This window comes from Rhizobium sp. 16-488-2b, assembly GCF_017741815.1.
Lineage (GTDB): Bacteria > Pseudomonadota > Alphaproteobacteria > Rhizobiales > Rhizobiaceae > Rhizobium.
Map to the genome: position 1 here is coordinate 169,389 of NZ_JAGHMF010000015.1, position 23,172 is coordinate 192,560.

Here is a 23,172-nt window from a genome sequence, read left to right on the forward strand (position 1 = left end):
TCGGCAATGAAACGCCGGGCGCAAAGCCACGGCGCTCCACCAATCACATGATCTTCTTGCCGTTCGGAACCGGCTTGTCCGGCGCCGCGAGCACGATGGCGCCGGCCTCGTCCTCGAAACCGAGCGTCAGCACCTCGGAGCGGAACGGCCCGATCTGCCGTGGCGGGAAATTGACCACGCACAGCACCTGCCGCCCGACGAGGTTTTCAAGCGTATAGTGCACGGTGATCTGCGCCGAGGACTTCTTGACCCCGATCTCGGGTCCGAAGTCGATTAGCAGCTTGAAGGCCGGCTTGCGCGCCTCGGGAAACGGATTGGCCTCGATAACGGAGCCGACACGGATGTCGACCCGCTCGAAATCGCCGTAGGTAATTTCTTCGGTCATGAAAATCAGCCTTATCCAGAGCATGTCGCGCAAAAGTGTGTGCGGTTTTGCGATAACGACATGCGGCAAAACAAAGACCTAAAGCGCAATTAGCGATCTGAAAGATCGCGACGCGCTTTAACCCGCCAGCTCCTCGGCGCGCTTGCGAGCGGCCGAAAGCGCCTTGTCGAACAGCGGCTGCATCGCATCGTCAGCCATCAGCACCGAAAGCGCGGCCGCCGTCGTGCCGCCTGGCGACGTAACGTTCTGGCGAAGCTTCGATGCGTCGTCGGGGGACTGGTGCAAGAGTTCACCAGCCCCCGCGACAGTTTCCCGTGCAAGCCGCATGGCAAGGTCCGCCTGCAGGCCAAGTTTGCGGCCTGCTTCTGCCATGCACTCCACGAGATAGAACACATACGCAGGACCACTGCCCGAAAGGGCTGTAACGGCATCGATATCGGATTCGGAAGGCACCCACTCCACGGGTCCGGAGACCCTCAGCAGCGCATGCACCTGATCGCGCTGGTTCTGACCAACGCGGGCATTGGCGAAGGCGCCGGTGACGCCGCGGCCGACCATGGCCGGCGTGTTTGGCATGGCGCGAACCATCGCCGCTTCGCCAAGATGGGATTCGAGGAAACCGAGCGTCTTGCCCGCCGCGACCGAAACCACGACCGTATCGTCGCCGACGGCGCTCTTCACGGAGGGGAGCACCGCGTCCATCACCTGCGGCTTCACCGCCAGAAACAGCACACCAGCCTTCAGTTCGGCGGGCAGCGCCGTCACATGCCTGGCGCCCGCCTCATTGATCGTTGCCATCATCTGAGCCGAGGGGCCGGGATCGACGACGACGACGGAGGCACCGGGCACACCATTCTTCAGCCAGCCGGAGAGCATCGCGCCCCCCATGTTGCCGGCGCCGACAAGAACGATTGGACCCGAGGACGACAGACCGGACATGTTACGCTTCACCCACAGTTTCGAACAACACGGCTTCCATGGCGCGGTTGGCGTCCATGCCGGACCAGATCACGAACTGGAACGCCTGATAATAGGTCTCGCAGGTATCAAGCGCGCTGGCGAGCAGCACCTCCACCTGACGGTTCGTCGGCTCGGCGCCGCCGGCAAGCAGCAGCGACTGGCGGAAGATGATCACATCCTCCTGGCGCCAGACGTCGAAGTGACCCATCAGCACCTGACCGTTGATACCGGCCAGAAGCTTCGTCACTTCATTCATGCGCTGTTCGGGGATCTTGATGTCGAAGGCGCAGCCGAGATGCAGCGCCTCGAATTCCTCCATCCAGGAAAAGGAGACGTGATAATCCGTCCACTTGCCCTCGACCGTCATCGCGATTTCGTCGTCACCCGACCGCTCGAAAGCCCAGTCGTTGTGGGCGGCGACGTACTCGATCATATCGACCGGGTTCGACTGACGCTCGACTTCCAATTCCATGAGGCTCATGCAGCACCTTCTTGACCGGAGTGAATGCGTAACGACTTCGTCCAACGAGACACAAGCGAACACACGCAACTAACCCGGAAACCACCAACCCAGATGACCGTTGAACCGCTACCAGACTTACGCAGTGAACCTGCCCGGAGCTTACCAACTGCTTCGAATCATCATTTAAAATCAGTGTATAACGCACCCGGTGGTGTGCCAGCCCCCTGAGGGCCGTTTTAGGGAACGCCACTGTGGAAAGGTGTTGGGAATTGGATTCAGAAGGAGGGTATAAACGACTCTGCCCATTGGCTTTTTTGGCAGTGTCCACAGGTGGATAAACACACCCGCTTTTTTAGCCGAAGCAGCGGTGTGTCTCTCAAAGGCCACACCGCGCCCTGTCCCCAAACGGGATTTACTTGCCCTTGGCGGCAGGCTTGGATTCGAGCTTCGCCTCGAGTGCCGCGATACGCGCCAGCAGCGCATCATTTTCGTCGCGCGCCTTGATCGCCATCTCGCGCACGACCTCGAACTCTTCCCGCTTGACCACGTCCATGCTGTTCAGCCAGCGTTCGGCCTGCGCATTGAACATCGTCTCGACTTCCTTGCGCACGCCCTGGGCGGCACCTGCGGCATCTGTCATCAGCTTTGCGAACTCGTCCATGATGCGGTTTGCGCCTGTCGTCATGGCGGTTTACTCCCTTTGAAATAATGGCTTCCGGCCGCTCTCGGCCCTCAGGAATGAGGTAGGGCTTCGCCGTTAAGGATGCAAGCGCTTTGCACTGGATAAGCGGTCGCACTTATCTCGCATCACTAACAATCAACTTGACCCGCTGTTATGGCAAGGCCATCTTCCGCCCACATCAACGGATGGGATTACCTTGCAGACAGCTGCCGACCTTATGGCCATCATGCCGTTCCCCAATATCGACCCGATCGCCTTTGCAATCGGGCCCGTGGCCATTCACTGGTACGGCCTGGCCTATGTCGCCGGCATCATGATCGGCTGGTATTACGCGCGCCTCATCGCCGCGAACGACAGCCTCTGGCCCGGCAATGTCTCGCCGATCACCAAGGCGCAGCTCGACGATTTCGTCGTCTGGGTGGCGCTCGGCGTCGTCCTGGGCGGCCGCATCGGCTATATCCTGTTCTACGACATGCCCGCGATCATCGAGAGCCCGATCCGCGCCATCCAGATCTGGAACGGCGGCATGTCCTTCCATGGCGGCCTGACCGGCACGACGATCGCCATGATCATCTTCGCCAAGCGCAACAAGATCCCGCTCTGGAACCTCTTCGATATCGTCGCCGCCGTCGTTCCCGTCGGCCTGTTCTTCGGCCGCATCGCCAACTTTATCAACGGCGAGCTCTGGGGCCGGCTGACGGACGTGCCTTGGGCCGTGGTCTTCCCGACCGGCGGCCCTTTCGCACGCCATCCGAGCCAGCTTTATGAAGCGGGCCTCGAAGGCATCGTGCTGGTTCTCGCGCTCGCCGCCCTCATCTACGGCATGAAGGCGCTGAAGACCCCAGGCTTCGTCGCCGGCGTCTTCGTCTGCGGCTACGCGCTGTCGCGCATCTTCGTCGAGTTCTTCCGTGAACCTGACGCACAACTCGGCTACCTTCTCGGCACCAACTGGCTGACGATGGGCATGGTCCTGTCTTCGCCGATGATCCTGCTGGGCCTCTGGGCCATGATCCGCGCCCGTCGTCAGGCTGCCCTGCAGTCCTGATCGCGGCACCGGAGGAGGAGAACATGACCACCGCACTCGGTGAGAAGATCAAGGCTATCATTCAGGCGAACGGTCCGATCAGCGTCACCGATTACTTTTCGCTGTGCCTCGCCGATCCCGAATACGGATATTACAAGACCAAGGAACCCTTCGGCAGTTCCGGCGACTTCGTCACCGCACCCGAGGTCAGCCAGCTCTTCGGCGAGATGATCGGCGTCTTCATCGTCCACGCATGGCAGCGCCACGGCACGCCTTTAGATGTGAAGCTGGTCGAGATCGGCCCCGGACGCGGCACGATGATGTCGGACATGCTGCGCGTCATAGAGCGCCTCGCGCCGCCACTCTTCGAAACGATGACCGTCCACCTCGTCGAGACCAGCCCGCGCCTGCGCGAGGTGCAGGCGGAAACGCTCGCCGCCCATCAGGGCAGGATCAGCTGGCACGACGGCTTCGACGAAATCCCGCCGGGCCTCACCCTGATCGCCGCCAACGAACTCTTCGACGCCATCCCCATCCGCCAGTTCGTGAAGACCGCAACCGGCTTTCGCGAACGCATGGTCGGCCTCGATGTCGATGACGAACTGTCCTTCGGAACCGGCGTCGCCGGCATCGACCCGCAGCTGCTCCCCGAGCAGGCAGCGACCGTGCCGCTCGGCACCCTCTTCGAGATCGCTCCCGCCCGTGAATCCGTCATGGTTGCCATCGCCGATCGGCTGAAGGCCTTTGGCGGCACCGCGCTGGCGCTCGACTACGGCCACCTGATCACCGGCTTCGGCGATACGCTGCAGGCGGTGCGCATGCACGAGTTCGATCCGCCGCTCGCCCACCCCGGCGAAGCCGATCTCACCAGTCACGTCGATTTCCAGGCGCTCGGCGAGACTGCGGTGGCAGCCGGGCTCCACGTCAACGGCCAGCTGCATCAGGGCGACTTCCTGGTGGGCCTCGGCATCCTCGAGCGCGCCGCCGCCCTTGGCCGTGACCGCGAACCCCGCACCCAGCAGATCATCCAGGCCGCCGTCGACCGCCTGGCCGGCGAAGGCGAAGGAAAGATGGGGGAACTCTTCAAGGTGATGGCCGTTTCCCATCCCGCCATCGATCTGATGCCGTTCCGTTCCGTGGATTGACAGGGCGCGCGCGGCGGGGTCAACATCGCCGCAATCGACAGCGCTTCGTCCGGCACACCGTCTGGGCGTCGCTAAAACAAATCGTGGAATGACCGATGACACATGCGCCCTCCCCGGAACCGATCCAAAGCGCGCTGCTGAACGAAGCGACGGGCGACACAATCCAGCACGGCTATTTCACCCGCCAGGGCGGTGTCTCCGACGGCATCTATCGCGGCCTCAATGTCGGCCTCGGCTCCAACGATGAGCGCGCCAAGGTCGAGGAAAACCGCAGGCGCGTCGCCGGCTGGTTCGACCTGCCCGTCGAGCGGCTGGCAACCGTGCATCAAGTGCATTCGCCCGACGTCGTGGTGGTCGACGCCTCCTATGACGGCACCCGCCAGCCGGCCGACGCGCTTGTCACCGCAACCCCCGGCATCGCGCTTGGCGTGCTCGCCGCCGATTGCGGCCCGATCCTGTTCGCCGATCCGGAAAACAGGGTGGTCGGTGCAGCCCATGCCGGCTGGAAAGGCGCCTTCACCGGCGTGCTCGAAAACACCATCGATGCCATGATCAAGCTCGGCGCCAAGCGCGAGGCAATCGTCGCCTGCCTGGGCCCATCGATCAGCAAGGCGAGCTACGAGGTCGGTCCCGAATTCGTCGAGCGCTTCGTCAGCGAAAACGGCGATTACCAGCGCTACTTCACCCCGTCGGAAAAGCCCGGCCATTCGATGTTCGACCTGCCGTCCTTCACCATCGATCGGTTGCGTGCCGCCGGCGTCAAGGCCGAAAGCCTGGGCGTCTGCACCTACCCCGACAGCGAACGCTTCTTTTCCTACCGACGAACGACACACAGCCAGGAACCGGACTACGGCCGGCAGATTTCGGCAATTGCCATAAGGGAGATGTGACCGGTATGGGCCTACACTTCGAAACCTCCGAATTCGCCGATCGCCTCGCGCGACTGACGCAACAGATGCAGGAGGAGAAGCTCGATGCCCTCCTCCTCTTCGCCCAGGAAAGCATGTACTGGCTGACGGGTTACGACACCTTCGGCTACTGCTTCTTCCAGACGCTGATCGTCAAGGCCGACGGCACCATGGCGCTTCTCACCCGGTCGGCCGATCTGCGCCAGGCGCGGCAGACGTCGATCATCGAAAACATTCATATCTGGGTCGATCGCGTCAACGCCGACCCGACCGTCGATCTGAAGAACCTCCTGGTCGAGATGGACCTGCTCGGCGCGCGCATCGGCGTCGAATACGACACCCATGGCATGACCGGCCGCATCGCAAGGCTTCTCGACACGCAGCTGATGGCCTTCGGCCAGATTTCCGACGCCTCCTACCTCGTCAGCCGCCTGCGCCTGATCAAGAGCCCGACGGAGATCGCCTATGTCGAGCGCGCGGCTGCCCTTGCCGACGACGCGCTGGACGCTGCGCTTTCGCTGACGAAAGCAGGCGCCGACGAGGCCGCGATCCTTGCCGCCATGCAGGGCGCGGTCTTTGCCGGCGGCGGCGACTATCCCGCCAACGAATTCATCATCGGCTCCGGCGCCGACGCCCTGCTCTGCCGCTACAAGGCCGGTCGCCGCAGGCTCGACGCCAACGACCAGCTGACGCTGGAATGGGCCGGCGCCTACGCGCATTACCACGCCGCAATGATGCGCACGATCGTCATCGGCGAACCGAGCTATCGCCACCGCGAGCTCTACAATGCCTGCCTTGAGAACATCCAGGCCATCGAAACGGTGCTGAAACCGGGACATACGTTCGGCGATGTCTTCGACGTCCACTCGAAGATCATGGAAGAGCGCGGCCTCTCGCGTCACCGCCTGAACGCCTGCGGCTACTCGCTCGGCGCCCGCTTCTCACCCTCCTGGATGGAGCACCAGATGTTCCACGTCGGCAATCCGCAGCCGATTGAGCCGGGCATGTCTCTCTTCGTCCACATGATCATCATGGATTCCGACAGCGGCACGGCCATGACACTGGGTCAGACCTATCTTACGACCGCCGCCGAACCGAAGGCTCTGTCGCGCCACCCGCTCGACTTCATCAACCTCTGAGTGACCACCCTTTAGAATCGACAATTGACATTGCAGTGCCCCGACCGTCATAAAGTTGGCCGGGGCATATGCCGCGTGGCGACACGCGCACGAAAAGAAGGATGACACGAGGGATGACGCGACTTGCGACAGCGCCCACGCTCATCGCCTGCCTTGCCCTGCTTTCAGCCTGCAACACCACGGATGCCCTCACGCCCCTCGTCGACATCGGCGACACCTCGGGCAGCATCCGCTCGACGCCGGTCACCCAGGGCGAGGTCGAGCGCATGGCCGGCACGCCGCGCCGCGCCCAGGCTTTTGCCTCTTCGCCGCGCGAGGGCGGCTACCACCCCGCCTATGTCGAGCAGGACACAACATCCGGCCCCATATCCGGTCGCGGCGCTCCGCCGACGACGATGCAGGCGCAGGCCTATGCGCTCGACGGCCAGACCGAACAATCGCCAAGAGCGTCTGCCGCCATCCGCAGCCAGCCCCTCTCCGAGCCGGTCTCCGACACCGTTTCGGAACCTGTATCCAACGCCCAGGCCGAAGAGCAGGACATCGCCGACGCGGAAGCCAAGGAAAAGGCAACCGAGCCGAAGCGCACGGCGATGCTGACACCATCCGGCGCATCGACCGTCCGCTTCCTACCGATCATCGGCGCCCCCGTTCAGGCCGTGACGCCCTTGTCGCGGCAGCTCGGCGCCGAGGCGCGCTCGCACGGCCTCTCGATCAAGAGCTCCAACGACAACAGCACCGCCTTCATCCTCAAGGGTTACCTCTCGGCCTTTTCCGACAGCGGCAAGGTCACGGTGGTCTATGTTTGGGATGTGCTCGATAACAGCGGCGCCCGGCTGCACCGCATCCAGGGACAGGAGAGCGTTCCCTCGCAGGCGCAGGATCCCTGGGCCGTGGTTCCGGCCTCCGTCATGCAGCAGATTGCGTCCAAGACGATCACCGAGTTTTCCTCGTGGCGGGACGCCCGTGGCGGTTAAGCCACAAGCTTTTTGGAAATATCAAGGCGCAAGTCGCGTTTACCCTTGCATTCGGAAACAAGCTGGCTAAAAAGCGCGGCTATCAGCAGGCAACAGGCGGACCAAGATGAAGGTTTTCGCAGGCAATTCGAACCGGCACCTCGCCGAAGAGATCTGCAACTATCTTAAAGTGCCCTTGGGCAGAGCAACGGTCCGAAGATTTGCCGACCAGGAAATCTTCGTGGAAGTCCAGGAAAACGTACGCGGCGAGGATGTCTTCCTCGTGCAGTCGACGTCCTTCCCGACGAACGACCACCTGATGGAATTGCTCATCATGATCGATGCGATGCGCCGCTCGTCGGCCCGCCGCATCACCGCGGTCCTCCCATACTTCGGCTACGCACGCCAGGACCGCCGCGCTTCGGGCCGCACACCGATTTCGGCCAAGCTCGTCGCCAACCTGATCACCGAAGCCGGTGCCGATCGCGTCCTGACGCTCGATCTCCACGCCGGCCAGATTCAGGGCTTCTTCGATATCCCGACTGACAACCTTTACGCCGTGCCGATCCTGACGCGCGACATCAAGGCCAACTATGACATCTCCAACGTCATGGTTGTTTCGCCGGACGTCGGCGGTGTCGTGCGCGCCCGCGCGCTCGCCAAGCGTCTCGACTGTCTTCTGTCGATCGTGGACAAGCGCCGCGATCGCCCGGGCGAATCCGAAGTCATGAACATCATCGGCGACGTTACCGGCAAGGACTGCCTGCTGATCGACGATATCGTCGATTCCGGCGGCACGCTCTGCAACGCGGCCGACGCGCTGCTCGCCAAGGGCGCTGCAAGCGTTACCGCCTACATCACCCATGGCGTTCTGTCGGGCGGTGCGGTCACCCGCATCACCAATTCGAAGCTGCGCGAACTCGTCATCACCGACTCCATCCAGCCGACCACGGCTGTTCAGTCGGCGCACAATATCCGCGTGCTGACCACCGCAACGCTGATCGGCGAAGCCATCAACCGCACCAGCCAGGAAGAATCCGTCTCCAGCCTCTTCGACTGAGCTGAGACGGAATCGCTGTCAGCACTTCCTCCCCCGCGCCAATTCGGCTAGGATTATCAATGATATCCAGCCGACGGGAGGAAGAGGCGTGGCGACAATACTGAAATCTCCGATCAGACTGGCGATGCTGGTCATCCTTCCGGCACTCTCCGCCTGCACGGCGGACATGGGTCCCGGCTATGGACCGGGCCCTGGTTACGGACCCGGACCGGGCCCGGTTCGTCCCGCGCCACCGCCGCGCCCTCGCCCACCGCAGCCGCAAATGTGCACCATGGAATACGCGCTGGTTTGTGGAGAACGTGGCGGACGCACGCAGACCTTCGGCAATGCCTGTCAGGCCAACAACAGCGGCTTCAGGATCGTCGGTCGTGGCGAATGCCGCGCCGGGCCGCCGATGACGCCGGGACCCGGCCCTCGCCCGCCCCGTCCGCGCCCTCCCCATGAAGAACCGATGCCGCCGCAGCGGCCAGGTGGCATCTGCACGCGCGAATATCGCCCGGTTTGCGGCGAGCGAGGCAGACAGATCAGAACATTTTCGAATTCATGCGAGGCAGGCAATGCGGGCTTCCGCATCGTCGGTCAGGGCGAATGCCGGCGCTGATTATGCTGACTCTCTAACGAGCAGCACGTTTCCGGCCCACGGACGGGGCCGGAAACGACTTGGAGCTCAGTTCGCGCCCTTGATCACCTGGCCGTTGACGGTGATCGAACCATCGCGTGCGACGTTGACATCCCAGCGCTGACGACCATCCGGATCGGTCTTGCCGAAGCCCTTGACCATCATCAGGCCGAAGGAAACCTGGTTGAGGTCAGGATTGCTCTTGGCCAGTTCCTGGATGGCGGTGATCGTCTTGTCGAAGTCGCGCGCGACGATCGAGGCGTTCAACGAATAGGCCGTGGTCGACTCCGGAATGCCACGAACTTCACCCGAGATCTCGGCGTCATAGACGCTGGAGCGCGCCGAAATCTTCGGGAAGGCAACGACGAACTCGCCATTGGTCAGGAGCTTCTCGAAAGCCTTGTCGCTTTCCGCCTTGCTCTTCTTATCGTCTGTGAAATCGACCTTCATCAGTTCGTCGCCGACGGCCGCGATGTTGAGTTCCGGAAAGGCGAACTGCATGTCCACCTCTTCGGGAACGAAGGGTGCATACATCTCGGGCAGCAATGCGCTGTTGAAGCTGATCTGTTTCGCCGCCATGCCGACATCGAAGCGCATCGCATCGCTCGGGCCGCTCATGCCGATCGTGTAATCGACGCTGTCGGCGCCACCGCTGCCGGCCACGCTCGACACGTTGACCTTGTTAAGGGTCACCGTCTCGTTGAGGCTCGACATCAACGGGAACGACTTGCGCAGCAGCTCCTTTAGCTTTTCGCTCTCGGCCCGCTTCAGCTTCTTCTCATCGGCATGTTCGAGGATGAAGGCGAGGATTTCGCGGAAATCATTGACGGAAACGCCGTTCACGGCAGCCGCGAAATCCACCGTGTCGGCGCGGATTTCGACCGGCGGCACGTCCTTGCCGCTGATCTTCTCGACAAAGCCGTTCATCGTGCCGCTGCCGGCAAAATTGGTGCGCCCCTGCATCTCGCCGTCCGACGAGGTCATCTTATAGGTCGACGATCCGGTCTCGACGCTCACCTCTTCCTTCTCTGTCTTCGACGAGAAGCGGAGTGCCTTGCTGGAGAAGTCACCGGACTTCAGATAGCTGATCGCCGGGTCGAAGACGCCGTTCGAAATCAGCGAATCGATGACGTAGGTAAATTCGGTGTTCGGCTGACCGGGTGCCTTGAAGGTACCTGTGACGTCGAGCGAGTTGTTGCCCTCGATCGTCCACAGGCCGCTCTCTTCAGGCGTCGCGAAGATCGACCAGGGGTTTAGGCCCTTGATGGAGAAATTCTTCGGGTCGGCCTTTTTCAACAGCGCCGCGAAGTCATAGACGATCTCGTAGCGCGTGCCGGCCGGGTTGACAGTCACGAAGCCTTTGGCTGCATCCTTCGGCAGGAGCTTCGACAGGTTCGCCTCGATTTCCTTGGCGCCCTTCTGGTTAATATCGACCGCGTAGGACGTCGAAACCAGGCCGAGAAGAACGACACCTGTCGCCGTTAGGGTCTTGAGTTGCATGATGAATCTCTCCCGTACCATTTGAGGTCGCATGTGAAGGCTAGGCCCCCGCCCTGTCAACCCGACAGTTGCAAACGAGACGTCATGCCGCGATCTTGCGCGAGCGCATCGGCATCGGACGGCCGAGCAGATAGCCCTGCGCCTCGTCGCAACCCTCATCGAGCAGAATGCCAAGCTGCACATCCGTTTCGACGCCTTCCGCGAGCACCGGAATATTGAGGCTTTGCCCAAGCGCCACTATCGCGCGGATGATCGCCTTGGCCTGCTCGCTGGTCTCGACTTCGTTCATGAAGCTGCGGTCGAGCTTGATCTTGTCGAACGGGAAGGAGCGAAGCGTTTCCAGCGACGAATAGCCTGTGCCGAAATCGTCGATGGCGATGGAGACGCCGAGATTCTTGACCTTGCGGAGCGTCAGCAGCGCCCGGTCCTTGTCGACGATGATCGAGGACTCGGTGATCTCGAGTTCGAGACGCCATGGCTCAAGCCCGGTCTCGAACAGGACCGAATGCACGAGATGGGCGATATCCTGGTGGCCTATCTGGACAGGCGATAGGTTGACGGCGATCTTGTGTTTCTCGGCCCAGCCTGCGGCCTCCTTGCAGGCCTCGCGTAGCACCCACTCCCCGATCGGCACGATCGCGCCGCATTCCTCGGCAACCGAAATGAACTCGCCCGGCGGCACGTTACCCCGTGTCGGGTGCTGCCAGCGCAGCAGAACCTCATAGCCGGTAATGTCGCCGGTGGAGACCGACTTCTGCACCTGGAAATGCAGATGCAGCTCGTTCTTTTCGATGGCCAACCACAGATCGCTTGCCATCTTGCGACGGTCCCGGGCCGCCTCGTCCATTGCCACTTCATAGAAGCAGATGCGCTCGGAAAGAGTCGCCTTGGCGCGATACATGGCAAGGTCGGCGTTGGCGAGCAGCATCTCGCCGGTCGTGCCGTCCTGCGGATAGATGGCGACGCCGATGCTGGCGTCGGGATTGATGTCGAACCCGTCGATCTGGAATTCGGTCGTCAGGCTGACCTCCAGCCGCGCCACGAAATCATGCAGATCCGCGATATCCGAGAATTGCTTGATCGCCGCAAACTCGTCGCCGCCGAACCGGGCGACGAATTCGTCTTCACCGAGAAGCGCGCTCATGCGATCGGACAAGGTGACAAGCACCTGGTCGCCGGCGTGATGGCCGCGCTGATCGTTGATCTCCTTGAACTTGTCGAGATCGATGCCGATGACGGCGACCTTTGTCCCGGCACGCTTGGCGACCGCCAGATCCTGCAACAGGCGCTCGGAGAACTCCGAGCGGTTGGGCAATCCGGTCAACGCGTCGTGACGCGCCATGAAGGCAATCTTTTCTTCCGAAATCAGCCGCTCGGTGATGTCTTCATAGGTCGCAACCCAGCCGCTATCGGGAAGCATATTGAGGTTGAGCTGGATCGACCGGTTGTGCGCGCCCTTATGAACGATCGACCGTTCGCCGGATCTCAGCGCACGCATCAGCTTGTCGTAATGCTCGGACGCGCGTTTCTCGACCGTCTCGGGATCCGAGAAATGGATCTCGTACCCGATCGTGATGATCTCCCTGTAGGTCATGCCGGGGCGGATCGCTCCCGGCTCGAATTCGAAGATGTCGCCATAGCGGCGGTTTGCCAGCACGAGGCGTTCCTCGGCATCGAACAGGCAGATACCCTGTGAGACGTTCTCAAGCGCGAGATCGAGATTGCGCGAGACTTCCTTGATGCGGTCGCGGTCGGCCTTCTGCTCTGTCACATCCTTCGTGATCTTCGCATAACCGGCGATCTCGCCATCGGCGCCCCAGATGGGGTCGATCACGACGTGCGCCCAGAACGAGCTTCCGTCTTTGCGGAAACGCAAGCCCTCGGCTTCGAATTTGCCTTCCGTGCGCGCCTTGAGCAGCGCTTGTTGCGGCATGCCGGCGGCACGATCCTCCACCGAATAAAAACGCCCGAAGTCCTCGCCGATGATTTCGTCGGCGGTATATCCCTTGGCTCGTTCAGCGCCGGCATTCCAGTTGGCAACGCGACCCTCCTTGTCGAGCATGTAGATCGCGTAGTCGGTAACGCCCTGCACAAGCATTTCGAAACGCGCCTTGCTCTCCTTCGTCGAGCTCTCCGCCCGCATCGCGAACAGGGCCGCGGCGAAGCCCGAGGCAATCATCGATAGCGAGACGGACAGGAGGGTGACGACCATGAAGCCAGTGGACATCGTTTCACTTGGATCGATCTCCGGCCCGGGACCAGGCACGATCGTCAGCGCCGCCATGGCGGTGAAGTGCATCGCCACGATCGCGACGCAGACGGTCGCCGCAGGCACGAGCAGCTTGCGCGCATCCGCCTTGATATCGGGAAGCAGGGCAAAACCGATAGCCGAAATGACCACCGCGCAAGCCATCGAGGCAAGCACAAGCGATTGGTCCCAGGTCATGCTGCCGGGAAACTGCACCGCCGCCATGCCGAGAAAATGCATCGATGTGACGCCGACGCCGAACAGCATGCCCGCGAACGCCCGCCGCACCCTGCTCTCAGCACCAGCGGCGAAGGCCACGGCCGCAAGCGTCGCGACCACAACCAACGCGAGGGACGTCAGTGTTTCGGACGTGTCGTAGCCGACGACCACGCCGCCGTCATAGGCAAGCATCGCCACGAAATGCGTGGCCCATATGCCGAATCCTCCAGCGGCGCCGCCCATCAGAAGCCAGATCAGGCGCGCCACCTTTACGGCGTTGCGCGCCCGTTGCAGCAGCGTCAACGCGGCCAGGCTTGAGAGGAAACACAGGCATCCGGCCAAAACGACCAGCCTGATATCGTGCATGTAGGCAATACAGGAGAAAACAGTAAACATCACATATCCGGAACAATTTGCCGTTTCGCTTTCATACGCGGCCGCTTAAGAAATCAATAATTCCGGCGGCACGCGAATTCTTGACGATTGCTAATCGCAACTGTCATTAACGCTCCGTCAACGACGGCTGATCTTGGGTTTTGATTGTCGCGCTCAGCGGATTCCTAAGTTGCATCAGTCCATGCTAAAGGAATACTGCGCGGCCTAGCCTGCATCAGCGCTCCTCTTGAGCGCCGCAACTCTTGCCATTCCGCCGCAACTAGACTATAGCGCACGCGTCCGCACAGACACCCTTGGAGGCAATGCGGATGAGGATGGGGAAACCCGCCTCCAGTTCAGCGACAGGCGATGCCTGCGCCGAGCTCTCCAAATAACCTCGGAAGGAAAAGTCATGAGCCACGAAAGCTACGAGCTCAAGGCCGAGGCGCGCGAACGGGTTGGTAAGGGGTCCGCCCGTGAACTTCGCCGCAATGGTCTCATCCCGGCTGTCATCTATGGTGACAAGCAGGCCCCAATTTCGATCTCCCTCAGCACCAATGAGGTAACGAAGCGCATCCACGCTGGCGGTTTCATGACCACCATCGCTACGATCGACGTCGACGGCAAGAAGTACAAGGTTCTGCCGAAGGACTACCAGCTCGATCCGGTCCGCGACTTCACCATGCACGTCGACTTCCTGCGCGTATCCGGCAACACCGCCGTTACCGTTGCGATCCCGGTTCACTTCATCAATGAAGAGAAGTCCCAGGGCCTCAAGGTTGGCGGCGTTCTGAACATCGTTCGTCACGACGTCGAAGTTCATTGCCCGGCTGATGCCATTCCGGAATTCTTCAACGTTGACCTCAGCGGCAAGAAGATCGGCGACAGCATCCACATCTCCGAAGTCACCCTGCCGAAGGGCGTGACCACGGTTATCGACCGCGACTTCACCATCGCTACGATCGTTGCTCCGGCAGCTGGCGTATCGGAAGAAGAAGAAGAAGCTGGCGAAGCTGAAGCTTGATCCTTTGATCGCTTGAACGCTTTGTAAAGTATAAGACCCGCTTTCTCCGGAAAGCGGGTCTTTTCATTTCCGCGAAGATCGGCACTTCAACTTCGATTAAGACATTTCGTGGAAGCATGCCCCATCATTTCAGAGCAGGTTTTATTCTGAATGAAGAAGTTTTGCGGCAAGGGGCAGACACAGGAAAATGCATAATTCCGTTCAGAACAGATTTCTAGGAATTGTGTTCGCCGCACTCGTTCTGCTCGTAACCCCGCTTTTTGTTCTGTTCCTTTTCCTGTCCTCCGGGCGCGCCGAAAAGGAAATCCGCGACCACATCTCCGTTCTTCTCGTTGCCAATTCGCAAGCGCTGGCAAAGCCGCTCTGGGATCTCGACGAAGACAGCGTCGCCCAGATCAGCGCTGCAGTCGTCTCGCAGGGGAAGATCGTCAAGGTTCAGGTGCGCGACGCATCGGGCCAGCTTGACGTCACCCAGTCAACCATCCCCAGCTCCTATGACGGCCAGCTGATCGAAGTCTCGCACGCCATCACCTACACCACGCTCGACGGCCCGAAGAAGCTGGGCACGATCTCGGTGTTCTATCCTGCGCCGGACTTGTTCTCGGGCCTGAAGAACGAAGAGATCATCTTCCTGTCGATCTTCGTCTTCGCGGTGTTGATCGTCTTCTGCGCCGCTCTCATCGGCAACCGCATCGTCCTCGTTCGCCCGTTGATGCGCCTGATCGCAGCCATCGAGGCCACCGGCCAACTCGGCTCGCGCCACCATGTCGACTGGAGCTCAAACGACGAGATGGGCCGCCTCGCCCAAAGCTTCAATACCATGCAATCCAAGCTGGAAAGCGAGGAACAGGAGCTGAAGCTCGCGCATCGCCGCGCCATCGACATCTACAATCTGACGCCCGCCATGCTGTTCTCGCTTGACGAGAACGACCATATTACCGCCGTCAGCGACTACTGGCTCGCCGCCACCGGCTACGAGCGCGATGATATCATCGGCAACCGCTTCACCGATCTCGTCACCCCGGACGCCCGCAGCGCCTTCCTCGGCCGCAAGGGTGAGCTGAATGGCGGCGCGACTGTCGATGTCACCGTCAAGTTCCTCTGCGCCGACGGCCGCGTCATGGACGTGCTGATCCTGGAATCGAAGGCTGCCACCGGCGGCCAGGGCGGCCTGTCGCTGTCCGTCATGACCGATGTTACGGCATTGAAGGCCTCGGAAGCCCGCAACCACAAGCAGGCGATCACCGACCATCTCACGGGCCTTCTCAATCGTCAGGGCTTCGAAACCGTGCTCGACGGCAAGATCCGCGAGGCGGACGCCGCCAATCAGGAGCTCGCCTGCCTGTTCGTCGATCTCGATCGCTTCAAGTGGATCAACGACAACCTCGGCCACGCAGAGGGCGACAAGGCGCTGCGCGAATTCGTCGGCCGCCTGAAGAGCAAGCTCGCACCGACGGATGTGGCCGCTCGCCTCGGCGGTGACGAGTTCGCCATCCTGCTGCCATCCGGCAACGCCGCCGAGCGCGCCGACCTCATGGCCGAGATGCTCGCCTCCATTTTCAACGAACCCTTCGGCACCGACATGCATCTGAGCGCCAGCGTCGGCATCGCCATCTATCCGCGCCACGCAGACAATGCGGCCGAACTGCTGCAGAAATCCGACATGGCGATGTATGCCAAGAAGCGCGACGGCAAGAACGGGGCCCAGCACTTCGACAACGGCATGGTCGACCACGCCCGCGCCCGCGCCGAGATCGAAAGCTGCATCGAGATCGGCCTGATAGAGGACTGGTTCGCGGCGTATCTCCAGCCGATCGTCAATCTCAACGGCCGCGGCGTCGCCGGCTTCGAAGCGCTGATGCGCCTCAACCACCCGGTGAAGGGATTGATGGCTCCGGCCGAGGTCATCAACGTCGCCGAGGAGACCGGCAAGATCATCCGCGTCGGCAATGTCATCATGGAGAAGGCGATCGAGCATGTGGCAGTGCTCTCGGCGCTCCCCGGCCTTGAGAACAGCTACCTCGCCATCAATTTCTCGCCGTTGCAGTTCGAGCCGTCGCTGCCCGCGCGACTGGCCTCGCTGCTGATGCGCTACAACATCCGCCCCGAGCGGATCGTCGTCGAGATCACCGAGGCGGTGCTGATGCACAACAACCCCGAAATCCGCAAGATCGTCAGCGATATCCGCCAGTTCGGCTGCCGCATCGCGCTCGATGACTTTGGCACCGGCTACTCCTCGCTCAGCTATCTCAACCGCTTCTCCGTCGACATCATCAAGATCGACCAGTCGTTTACCCGCTCGATCAATGATGCCAACGAGGATATCCGGCAGAAGAGTCGCACGCTCGTCGAAAGCATCACCACCCTTTCGCACAAGATGGGCTGCACCGTGATCGCCGAAGGCATCGAGACCGAGCAGGAATGCCATACGCTTTGCGACATGGGTCTCGACTACGGCCAGGGCTATCTCTTCCACCGTCCACAGACCGTCGACCAGCTGATGATCCGGTTGGCGGACGCAAACGCGCTCGCCCGCGCCTCCTGAACGCTGAGAGAGAAGCCGAGATGATCAAACCACTGCTGCTTCTCGCCCTCCTGAGCCTGTCCCTCGCCGCTCCAACACGTGCCGCCAACGTCAACTTCGTGACCGAGGAATACCCGCCCTTCAGCTATCACGAAGGCGACATCCTGAAAGGCGCATCGGTCGAGCAGGTACAGTTGTTGATGCAGAAGGCCGGCATCGATATGCGTATCGAACTCATGCCTTGGACCCGCGCCTACGTCGCCGCGCAGACCACGCCGATGACCTGCCTCTTCACAACGGCTCACAGCCCCGAGCGTGATAAGCTGTTCAAATGGGTCGAACCGCTTTTGGTGGACGACAATATTCTCGTCGCGACAGCCTCCTCGGGCATTCGCGAAACCGATCTGGACGATACCCGACGTTATGTCGTCGGAACGCATCGCGGCGACTACACCGAGAAACTGCTCAAGGAAAAGGGCTTCCCCAAGGTCGATATCGCCAGCGACTTTCCCTCGACACTGCGCAAACTCATCAATGGCCGCATCGACCTCATGCCCATCTCGGAGATCTACTTCGAGAAGCTCAAGGTCAATCAACCCCTCGTGCGCGTCGCCACGCTCTCCTCCCAATCCCTGGGCATCGCCTGCGAAAAGAGCTTCCCCGAGGATATCAGGGCCAAGATGCAGCAGGCGCTCGACGCATTGATCGCTGACGGCACGCAGCGGTCGATCTTCAACAAATACGGCCTACACCCGCGTCAGTGATGCGGCTTCCCGGGTCTAGCTTCATCGATTCTGGCCGCCATCGACATGCTTGCGCTTGACTTCGGCGCCGTTTCGCGGTGGTGAACGTGCTTGGAATGTGAAACGCCCAGGAATGAACGCGCCATGCTTGTTATCGCCGGCCTCGGCAATCCCGGCAGACAATATGCCGGCAACCGCCACAACATAGGCTTCATGGCCGTGGACGCCATCCACCGCCGCCACTCGTTTTCGCCCTGGTCGAAGAAGTTCAAGGCCGAGATATCGGAAGGCGAGATCGCGGGCGAAAAGGTGCTGCTGATCAAGCCCCAGACCTACATGAACCTGTCGGGCGAATCCGTCGGCGAGGCCATGCGCTTCTACAAGCTGCAGCCACCAGACATCGTCGCCATCTACGACGAACTCGACCTCGCGCCCGCCAAGGCCCGCATCAAGGTCGGCGGCGGCCATGGCGGCCATAATGGTGTGAAGTCGCTCGACGCCCATTGCGGCAGGGACTACCGCCGCCTGCGCCTCGGCATCGGCCATCCCGGCAACAAGGATCTGGTGCACAACTACGTGCTCGGCGATTTCGCCAAGATCGACCAGCAGTGGCTGGAACCCATGCTCGACGCGCTCGCCGACAATCTCGAGATGCTGGTCAAGCGCGAGGATTCGCAGCTGATGAACAAGCTGGCGCTCGCCGTCGGTGGCAAGGAAGACGAGGACAAGCCGAAGCCCGCCAAGCCTACCAGTGCGAGCGCAGCTGCTCAGAAACCCGCAGCCAAATCGCACATCCACCAGGCCCGCAACAGCGCCCAGCCGAAAAAGCTGCCGACGACGGGACCGATGGCCGAGATGCTGAAGAAGATGTTCGGCAACAAGGAAGACTGACCATGTCCCCCTCGCCTCTCGCGATCCGCACGGCCGAAGCGGGAGACCTCGCAGCGCTTCTCGCGCTCTATAGGGACATGAACCCCGGCGACCCCGCCATCGATCCGGCGGTGGCACAAGAGCGCTTCGCCTCCATGCTGGCCTATCCCGGCATGCGCGTGCTGGTGGGCTTGGCCGACGATGCGCTGGCCGCGTCGGTGACGCTGATCATCATGCCCAACCTCACCCGCGGCGGCGCGCCCTATGCGCTGATCGAAAACGTCGCCACCTCAACGCCGCATCGCCGGCGCGGCTATGCCAGCGCCCTGATCGGGCATGCGATCGAACTCGCTTGGCAGGAGGGTTGCTACAAGGTGATGCTGCTCACCGGCCGCACCGATCCCGGCATCCATCGCTTCTACGAAAGCTGCGGCTTCGTGCAGAACAAGACAGGCTTCCAGATCAGAAGAAGCGTCTGAACCTATTCCTCAGGCTCTGTCGTAAACATCAGCGGGAACCCCGCTTCCTTGCCGAAATCCATGGCCTCCTTGGCCTTGGTCTCGGCGATATCCTTGGCGCAGACGACCACCACGGCGGTGCCGAGCTTGTGTGCGGTCATCATCACCCGGTATCCGGCCTCCTCGCTCATCCTAAAGACGATCTTCAACACCGCCGTCACGAATTCGCGCGGCGTGAAATCGTCGTTGACGAGGATCACCTTGTAGAGCTTCGGCCGATCAAGCTTCGGCTTCGACTTCACTTTCGGTTTCAGGGCGACATCGTTGTCACTCATCGGGCAGTCCATCCGTTGATGACAGGAAAGAGGGCGAGCCATGCTCAGCCCACACAATATATTGCACCGCAAGCGCCGCTTTCAAGCCAAAGCCGCTTTGATCACGCAAGATGTGCTCGAAAAGCTTGACCCGGAGGCGGCTTTTACCCCATACGCACGGCCAAGGAATTCAAGAACAGCAGGTTTCAGCCATGGGCTTCAAATGCGGTATCGTCGGTCTGCCGAATGTCGGCAAGTCGACCCTCTTCAACGCACTCACCAAGACGGCGGCGGCGCAGGCGGCGAACTATCCCTTCTGCACGATCGAGCCGAACACCGGCGAAGTCGCCGTTCCCGATCCGCGCATGCAGAAGCTGGCGGGTATCGCCGGCTCCAAGGAAATCATTCCGACGCGCATCTCCTTCGTCGACATCGCCGGCCTCGTGCGCGGCGCGTCCAAGGGTGAAGGCCTCGGCAACAAGTTCCTCGCCAACATCCGCGAAGTCGATGCCGTGGTGCACGTGCTGCGCTGCTTCGAGGATGACGACATCACTCACGTCGAGGGCCGCATCAATCCTGTCGGCGACGCCGACACGATCGAGACCGAACTGATGCTCGCCGACCTCGAAAGCCTCGAGCGCCGCGTCGAGCAGACCCGCAAGCGCGCCGCATCGAAGGACAAGGAATCGCTGGCCCAGCTTCCCGTCATGGAAGCGGTCATCAAGCTCCTCAACGAAGGCAAGCCCGCCCGTCTTCTCCTGAAGACGCTGGCGCCTGAGGAAATCGAGATCCTGAAGGGCCTCAACCTCCTCACCTCGCACCCGGTCCTCTACGTCTGCAACGTCGCCGAAGGCGATGCCGTCGACGGCAACGAGCACACCAAGGCGGTCGCCGAAATGGCCGAGAAGCAAGGCGCGGAATGCGTCATCATCTCGGCCGCGATCGAAGCCGAAGTGGCGCAGCTGCCGGAGGAAGAAGCCACCGAGTTCCTCTCGGCGCTTGGCCTCACGGAAGCCGGTCTCGACCGTCGGATCCGCGCCGGCTACCACCTGCTCGACCTGATCACCTATTTCACCGTCGGCCCCAAGGAAACCCGCGCCTGGACCATCCGCCGCGGCACCAAGGCCCCGGCGGCGGCCGGCGTCATCCACACCGATTTCGAACGCGGCTTCATCCGCGCCTTCACCATCGGCTACGACGACTACATCAACTTCAAGGGTGAAGTCGGCGCCAAGGAAGCCGGCAAGGGCCGCGACGAAGGCAAGGAATACGTCGTCCAGGACGGCGACGTCATCCACTTCCGCTTCAACACCTGATTTCGAACGATACGACTGCCGCCTGAAGCATGTCGCGCAAAAGTGTGCAGCGGTTTTGCGGAACCGACATGCGACAGAACAAAAACTTAAAGCGTGGCGAGCGAATCCGAAGGATCGCGACACGCTTTAAGCGGGCGGCAGTCTTTTCTGCAGACGCGGCGAAAGCCTGCGCACGACAGCGCGCCGAAGCGGCATCCAGCCGGTGCCGATCACAAGAACGATCACGCCCACCGCCAGCAGCGTGACGAAGATGTAGGTATCCACCTGCGCATTGCCCTGGCGAAAGATCCCGTAGAGCGCAGCCCCTAGCGATACCAGTCCCGACGTCACGAAGGCGCGTCGGTCGATGATCAGCCCCACCAGCATCAGCGCCATGACTGTGATCACCACCACAGGTGTGCGCATCGATACCGTGTCGAGCCCGCTGAGCGCCCCCGGCCCGCCGCCGGAGAGCCACAGGATGCTGTAAAGCAGCGCGGGCGCTGCGCCGAGATGCAGCCAGAAGGCAATGTCGGAATTGACGGTCCGGCGCAGCGGATCCTTGAGATCGAAGCGCATGGCAAGCGCGAACAGCCCGACCGCGCAGGCCACCGCCAGCATCGACAGCACGCCGCCATGCGTGACAGCATAGAGCGGATCGCCGCTCAGCCAGCCCAGCAGGCGCAGCACGAGCTGCAGCGCCACGACCACCGCGCCCATGATCGCGAGCGCAAAGGCGAGCGGTATCCGATAAAGCAGATAGAAGAGACCGAGCACGACGGGAAAGGCCAGCGTGTATTGCAGCCCCTCATTATTGTCTCCTATCCCGATGATCTCAGGCGAGCCCTGCAGCAACATCGCCGACACCGCCCCCGTCCAGAGCGCCAGCGCAATCGTCAGCGCCACCGCAGGCAGCGCCAGCCGCTGGCGGCGCACGAGGATTTCGGCAAGCACGATGATCGCCGGGAACACCGCATAGATGGAGCCGATGCCCCAGAGCCCGGCAAGCGCGACCACGACACCGATGGTGATCAGCACATCGTGGAACCCGCGCACGAAGCTCGGCGTCTCCGTATCAGAAAACGCGGCACCAGCCGTCGCTTCATCCCGCACGGTCGACACCGCGGCATCCGCCCTGACGCCGCGCGCCACGAGAAACGACAACAGCCGCTCGGAAGCCTGCGATGGAATGATCCCCTCTCGCTCAGCCTCGTCAAGGATCGACTTCAGTTCGGACATGCGGAATTCTCGTTGGAATCGTTGAGTGACGCCGCATGCTATTGTAATCGTGTTGAAACGCCTATGACGTGGAGACGAATTTGTCCGATCAGACACTCGCCTACGAGGACTTTCATCTCGGCCGCCGCTTCGCGCTCGGACCTGTCACGGTCTCGGCCGCAGAAATCATCGAATTCGCCAGCGAGTTCGACCCGCAGCCGATGCACACAGACGAAGCGGCCGGACGCGCCAGCATTCTCGGCGGGCTCGCCGCATCGGGTTGGCACACGTCGGCGATGCTGATGCGGATGATGATCGACAGCTATCTCCTGAATTCGCTCTCCGAAGGCGCACCCGGCATCGACATCATGGAATGGCGCCGGCCCGTCATCGCTGGCGACACGCTCTCCGGCCACTCGACCGTGCTCGAGGCGCGCGCCCTGCGCTCCCGCCCGGGCATCGGCATCGTCAAGTTCCGCCACGAACTCGAAAACCAGCGCGGCGAAACGGTCTGCGTGTCGGAGAACCCGATCATGTTCCGCATGTCCACCGCGACCGAAGCGCAAACGGGAGCAGGCGCATGAGGATGCTCGATCGCTATGCGCTCGGCGAAAAGACCGAGACGGGAAGCTACGCCTTCACGGAGGAAAACATCATCCGCTTTGCCACGCGCTATGATCCGCAGCGCTTCCATGTGGACAGGCAAGCCGCGCGCGAAAGCCTGTTTGGCGACCTCTGCGCCTCCGGCTGGCATACCTGCGCCGGCTGGATGACGACATTCGTCGCCTACTGGATCGCCGAGAGCAAGAAGCTCGCCCGCGAGGGCCACACGCCGCCCAAGCTCGGCCCGGCAGCCGGCTTCAAGGACCTGCAGTGGATCCGCCCGGTTTTCGCCGGCGAAACCGTCGATTACGCCGTTACCCTATTGTCCAGCCGCCCGATGGCCTCACGCCCAGGCCGCATCCTCAACACCATCCTCTGCGAAGGCTATGTCGCGGGCGCCCCGGTTGTCAGGTTCGAAAGCAGCGTGCTCGAATTCGAGTAAA

General features: G+C 61.7%; 22 protein-coding genes and 1 pseudogene. 15 read left to right on the forward strand and 8 right to left on the reverse strand.

The window, feature by feature from the left end:
* Nucleotides 1-43: 43 nt before the first annotated feature.
* From J5286_RS15380 to J5286_RS15395, 4 genes are all read right to left on the reverse strand, one after another.
* The gene (locus J5286_RS15380; RefSeq protein WP_209191167.1) at nucleotides 44-385 is read right to left on the reverse strand and encodes a tRNA-binding protein; all 342 of its coding nucleotides are present in this window, start codon (nucleotides 383-385) and stop codon (nucleotides 44-46) included.
* 117 nt (nucleotides 386-502) lie between these two features.
* On the reverse strand, nucleotides 503-1,324 hold the full coding sequence (proC, locus tag J5286_RS15385; RefSeq protein ID WP_112945552.1) for a pyrroline-5-carboxylate reductase: 822 nt from the start codon (nucleotides 1,322-1,324) through the stop codon (nucleotides 503-505).
* Between the two features lies 1 nt (nucleotide 1,325).
* Entirely contained in the window at nucleotides 1,326-1,826 is a 501-nt protein-coding gene (locus J5286_RS15390; RefSeq protein WP_026282796.1) for a type III secretion system chaperone family protein, read from the reverse strand.
* Nucleotides 1,827-2,220: 394 nt separating this feature from the next.
* Nucleotides 2,221-2,493 (reverse strand): accessory factor UbiK family protein, encoded by a 273-nt coding sequence (locus J5286_RS15395; RefSeq protein ID WP_047506065.1) that lies wholly within the window; start codon nucleotides 2,491-2,493, stop codon nucleotides 2,221-2,223.
* A 193-nt stretch (nucleotides 2,494-2,686) separates the two neighbouring features.
* Here J5286_RS15395 and lgt point away from each other — a divergent pair, with 193 nt between their 5' ends.
* The 7 genes and pseudogenes from lgt to J5286_RS31735 form a co-directional block, all read left to right on the forward strand.
* Entirely contained in the window at nucleotides 2,687-3,535 is an 849-nt protein-coding gene (gene lgt, locus J5286_RS15400; protein ID WP_209191168.1) for a prolipoprotein diacylglyceryl transferase, read from the forward strand.
* A gap of 23 nt (nucleotides 3,536-3,558) precedes the next feature.
* The gene (locus J5286_RS15405; protein ID WP_209191169.1) at nucleotides 3,559-4,659 is read left to right on the forward strand and encodes a class I SAM-dependent methyltransferase; all 1,101 of its coding nucleotides are present in this window, start codon (nucleotides 3,559-3,561) and stop codon (nucleotides 4,657-4,659) included.
* 95 nt (nucleotides 4,660-4,754) lie between these two features.
* On the forward strand, nucleotides 4,755-5,549 hold the full coding sequence (gene pgeF, locus J5286_RS15410; protein ID WP_112980137.1) for a peptidoglycan editing factor PgeF: 795 nt from the start codon (nucleotides 4,755-4,757) through the stop codon (nucleotides 5,547-5,549).
* A 5-nt stretch (nucleotides 5,550-5,554) separates the two neighbouring features.
* Nucleotides 5,555-6,706, forward strand: a complete 1,152-nt coding sequence (locus J5286_RS15415; protein WP_209191170.1) for a M24 family metallopeptidase — start codon at nucleotides 5,555-5,557, stop codon at nucleotides 6,704-6,706.
* Between the two features lie 113 nt (nucleotides 6,707-6,819).
* The gene (locus J5286_RS15420; protein ID WP_209191171.1) at nucleotides 6,820-7,680 is read left to right on the forward strand and encodes a hypothetical protein; all 861 of its coding nucleotides are present in this window, start codon (nucleotides 6,820-6,822) and stop codon (nucleotides 7,678-7,680) included.
* Between the two features lie 106 nt (nucleotides 7,681-7,786).
* Nucleotides 7,787-8,719: a ribose-phosphate pyrophosphokinase gene (locus J5286_RS15425; protein ID WP_018897392.1), complete on the forward strand. Its 933-nt coding sequence runs from the start codon at nucleotides 7,787-7,789 to the stop codon at nucleotides 8,717-8,719.
* Nucleotides 8,720-8,885: 166 nt separating this feature from the next.
* Nucleotides 8,886-9,317, forward strand: a pseudogene (locus J5286_RS31735) (Kazal-type serine protease inhibitor domain-containing protein); the annotation flags it as partial.
* 69 nt (nucleotides 9,318-9,386) lie between these two features.
* Here J5286_RS31735 and J5286_RS15435 read toward each other — a convergent pair.
* Together J5286_RS15435 and J5286_RS15440 are read right to left on the reverse strand one after the other, a co-directional pair.
* Nucleotides 9,387-10,838 carry a hypothetical protein gene (locus J5286_RS15435; RefSeq protein WP_209191173.1) on the reverse strand — a complete coding sequence of 484 codons (1,452 nt, stop codon included), beginning with the start codon at nucleotides 10,836-10,838 and terminating at the stop codon, nucleotides 9,387-9,389.
* Nucleotides 10,839-10,920: 82 nt separating this feature from the next.
* Complete coding sequence (locus tag J5286_RS15440) at nucleotides 10,921-13,701, reverse strand: bifunctional diguanylate cyclase/phosphodiesterase (protein ID WP_209191174.1); 2,781 nt, start codon at nucleotides 13,699-13,701, stop codon at nucleotides 10,921-10,923.
* Between the two features lie 391 nt (nucleotides 13,702-14,092).
* Between J5286_RS15440 and J5286_RS15445 the strand changes: the two genes are divergently transcribed.
* The 5 genes from J5286_RS15445 to J5286_RS15465 all read left to right on the forward strand — a co-directional run bounded on the left by J5286_RS15445 (nucleotide 14,093) and on the right by J5286_RS15465 (nucleotide 19,320).
* Complete coding sequence (locus tag J5286_RS15445) at nucleotides 14,093-14,704, forward strand: 50S ribosomal protein L25/general stress protein Ctc (RefSeq protein WP_111562863.1); 612 nt, start codon at nucleotides 14,093-14,095, stop codon at nucleotides 14,702-14,704.
* A gap of 187 nt (nucleotides 14,705-14,891) precedes the next feature.
* Entirely contained in the window at nucleotides 14,892-17,249 is a 2,358-nt protein-coding gene (locus J5286_RS15450) for an EAL domain-containing protein (protein ID WP_209191175.1), read from the forward strand.
* A gap of 23 nt (nucleotides 17,250-17,272) precedes the next feature.
* Entirely contained in the window at nucleotides 17,273-17,992 is a 720-nt protein-coding gene (locus J5286_RS15455; protein ID WP_209191313.1) for a substrate-binding periplasmic protein, read from the forward strand.
* A gap of 123 nt (nucleotides 17,993-18,115) precedes the next feature.
* Entirely contained in the window at nucleotides 18,116-18,862 is a 747-nt protein-coding gene (gene pth, locus J5286_RS15460; RefSeq protein ID WP_209191176.1) for an aminoacyl-tRNA hydrolase, read from the forward strand.
* Between the two features lie 2 nt (nucleotides 18,863-18,864).
* Nucleotides 18,865-19,320 (forward strand): GNAT family N-acetyltransferase, encoded by a 456-nt coding sequence (locus tag J5286_RS15465; protein ID WP_209191177.1) that lies wholly within the window; start codon nucleotides 18,865-18,867, stop codon nucleotides 19,318-19,320.
* 2 nt (nucleotides 19,321-19,322) lie between these two features.
* On the opposite strand, the gene clpS is transcribed toward J5286_RS15465, so the two are convergent.
* Nucleotides 19,323-19,634 carry an ATP-dependent Clp protease adapter ClpS gene (gene clpS / locus J5286_RS15470; RefSeq protein WP_018897383.1) on the reverse strand — a complete coding sequence of 104 codons (312 nt, stop codon included), beginning with the start codon at nucleotides 19,632-19,634 and terminating at the stop codon, nucleotides 19,323-19,325.
* A 191-nt stretch (nucleotides 19,635-19,825) separates the two neighbouring features.
* On the opposite strand from clpS, the gene ychF reads away from it, so the two are divergent.
* Nucleotides 19,826-20,929 (forward strand): redox-regulated ATPase YchF, encoded by a 1,104-nt coding sequence (gene ychF / locus J5286_RS15475; RefSeq protein ID WP_209215360.1) that lies wholly within the window; start codon nucleotides 19,826-19,828, stop codon nucleotides 20,927-20,929.
* 126 nt (nucleotides 20,930-21,055) lie between these two features.
* Here the strand turns inward: ychF and J5286_RS15480 are convergent, their stop codons facing one another.
* Entirely contained in the window at nucleotides 21,056-22,147 is a 1,092-nt protein-coding gene (locus tag J5286_RS15480) for a hypothetical protein (RefSeq protein WP_209191178.1), read from the reverse strand.
* An 80-nt stretch (nucleotides 22,148-22,227) separates the two neighbouring features.
* Between J5286_RS15480 and J5286_RS15485 the strand changes: the two genes are divergently transcribed.
* Complete coding sequence (locus J5286_RS15485; protein ID WP_209191179.1) at nucleotides 22,228-22,710, forward strand: MaoC family dehydratase; 483 nt, start codon at nucleotides 22,228-22,230, stop codon at nucleotides 22,708-22,710.
* A complete protein-coding gene (locus J5286_RS15490; RefSeq protein ID WP_209191180.1) occupies nucleotides 22,707-23,171 on the forward strand; it encodes a MaoC/PaaZ C-terminal domain-containing protein in 465 nt (154 codons plus the stop codon). The genes J5286_RS15485 and J5286_RS15490 overlap by 4 nt, the downstream gene beginning before the upstream one ends.
* Nucleotide 23,172 lies beyond the last annotated feature (1 nt).

Excerpts from the sequence above, each read along its gene's own strand:
- J5286_RS15380 (WP_209191167.1), bottom strand. The coding sequence starts at position 385 with ATGACCGAAGAAATTACCTACGGCGATTTCGAGCGGGTCGACATCCGT.
- proC (WP_112945552.1), bottom strand. The coding sequence starts at position 1,324 with ATGTCCGGTCTGTCGTCCTCGGGTCCAATCGTTCTTGTCGGCGCCGGC.
- J5286_RS15390 (WP_026282796.1), bottom strand. The coding sequence starts at position 1,826 with ATGAGCCTCATGGAATTGGAAGTCGAGCGTCAGTCGAACCCGGTCGAT.
- J5286_RS15395 (WP_047506065.1), bottom strand. The coding sequence starts at position 2,493 with ATGACGACAGGCGCAAACCGCATCATGGACGAGTTCGCAAAGCTGATG.
- J5286_RS15405 (WP_209191169.1), top strand. The coding sequence starts at position 3,559 with ATGACCACCGCACTCGGTGAGAAGATCAAGGCTATCATTCAGGCGAAC.
- pgeF (WP_112980137.1), top strand. The coding sequence starts at position 4,755 with ATGACACATGCGCCCTCCCCGGAACCGATCCAAAGCGCGCTGCTGAAC.
- J5286_RS15415 (WP_209191170.1), top strand. The coding sequence starts at position 5,555 with ATGGGCCTACACTTCGAAACCTCCGAATTCGCCGATCGCCTCGCGCGA.
- J5286_RS15420 (WP_209191171.1), top strand. The coding sequence starts at position 6,820 with ATGACGCGACTTGCGACAGCGCCCACGCTCATCGCCTGCCTTGCCCTG.
- J5286_RS15425 (WP_018897392.1), top strand. The coding sequence starts at position 7,787 with ATGAAGGTTTTCGCAGGCAATTCGAACCGGCACCTCGCCGAAGAGATC.
- J5286_RS15435 (WP_209191173.1), bottom strand. The coding sequence starts at position 10,838 with ATGCAACTCAAGACCCTAACGGCGACAGGTGTCGTTCTTCTCGGCCTG.
- J5286_RS15440 (WP_209191174.1), bottom strand. The coding sequence starts at position 13,701 with ATGTTTACTGTTTTCTCCTGTATTGCCTACATGCACGATATCAGGCTG.
- J5286_RS15445 (WP_111562863.1), top strand. The coding sequence starts at position 14,093 with ATGAGCCACGAAAGCTACGAGCTCAAGGCCGAGGCGCGCGAACGGGTT.
- J5286_RS15450 (WP_209191175.1), top strand. The coding sequence starts at position 14,892 with ATGCATAATTCCGTTCAGAACAGATTTCTAGGAATTGTGTTCGCCGCA.
- pth (WP_209191176.1), top strand. The coding sequence starts at position 18,116 with ATGCTTGTTATCGCCGGCCTCGGCAATCCCGGCAGACAATATGCCGGC.
- J5286_RS15465 (WP_209191177.1), top strand. The coding sequence starts at position 18,865 with ATGTCCCCCTCGCCTCTCGCGATCCGCACGGCCGAAGCGGGAGACCTC.
- clpS (WP_018897383.1), bottom strand. The coding sequence starts at position 19,634 with ATGAGTGACAACGATGTCGCCCTGAAACCGAAAGTGAAGTCGAAGCCG.
- ychF (WP_209215360.1), top strand. The coding sequence starts at position 19,826 with ATGGGCTTCAAATGCGGTATCGTCGGTCTGCCGAATGTCGGCAAGTCG.
- J5286_RS15480 (WP_209191178.1), bottom strand. The coding sequence starts at position 22,147 with ATGTCCGAACTGAAGTCGATCCTTGACGAGGCTGAGCGAGAGGGGATC.
- J5286_RS15490 (WP_209191180.1), top strand. The coding sequence starts at position 22,707 with ATGAGGATGCTCGATCGCTATGCGCTCGGCGAAAAGACCGAGACGGGA.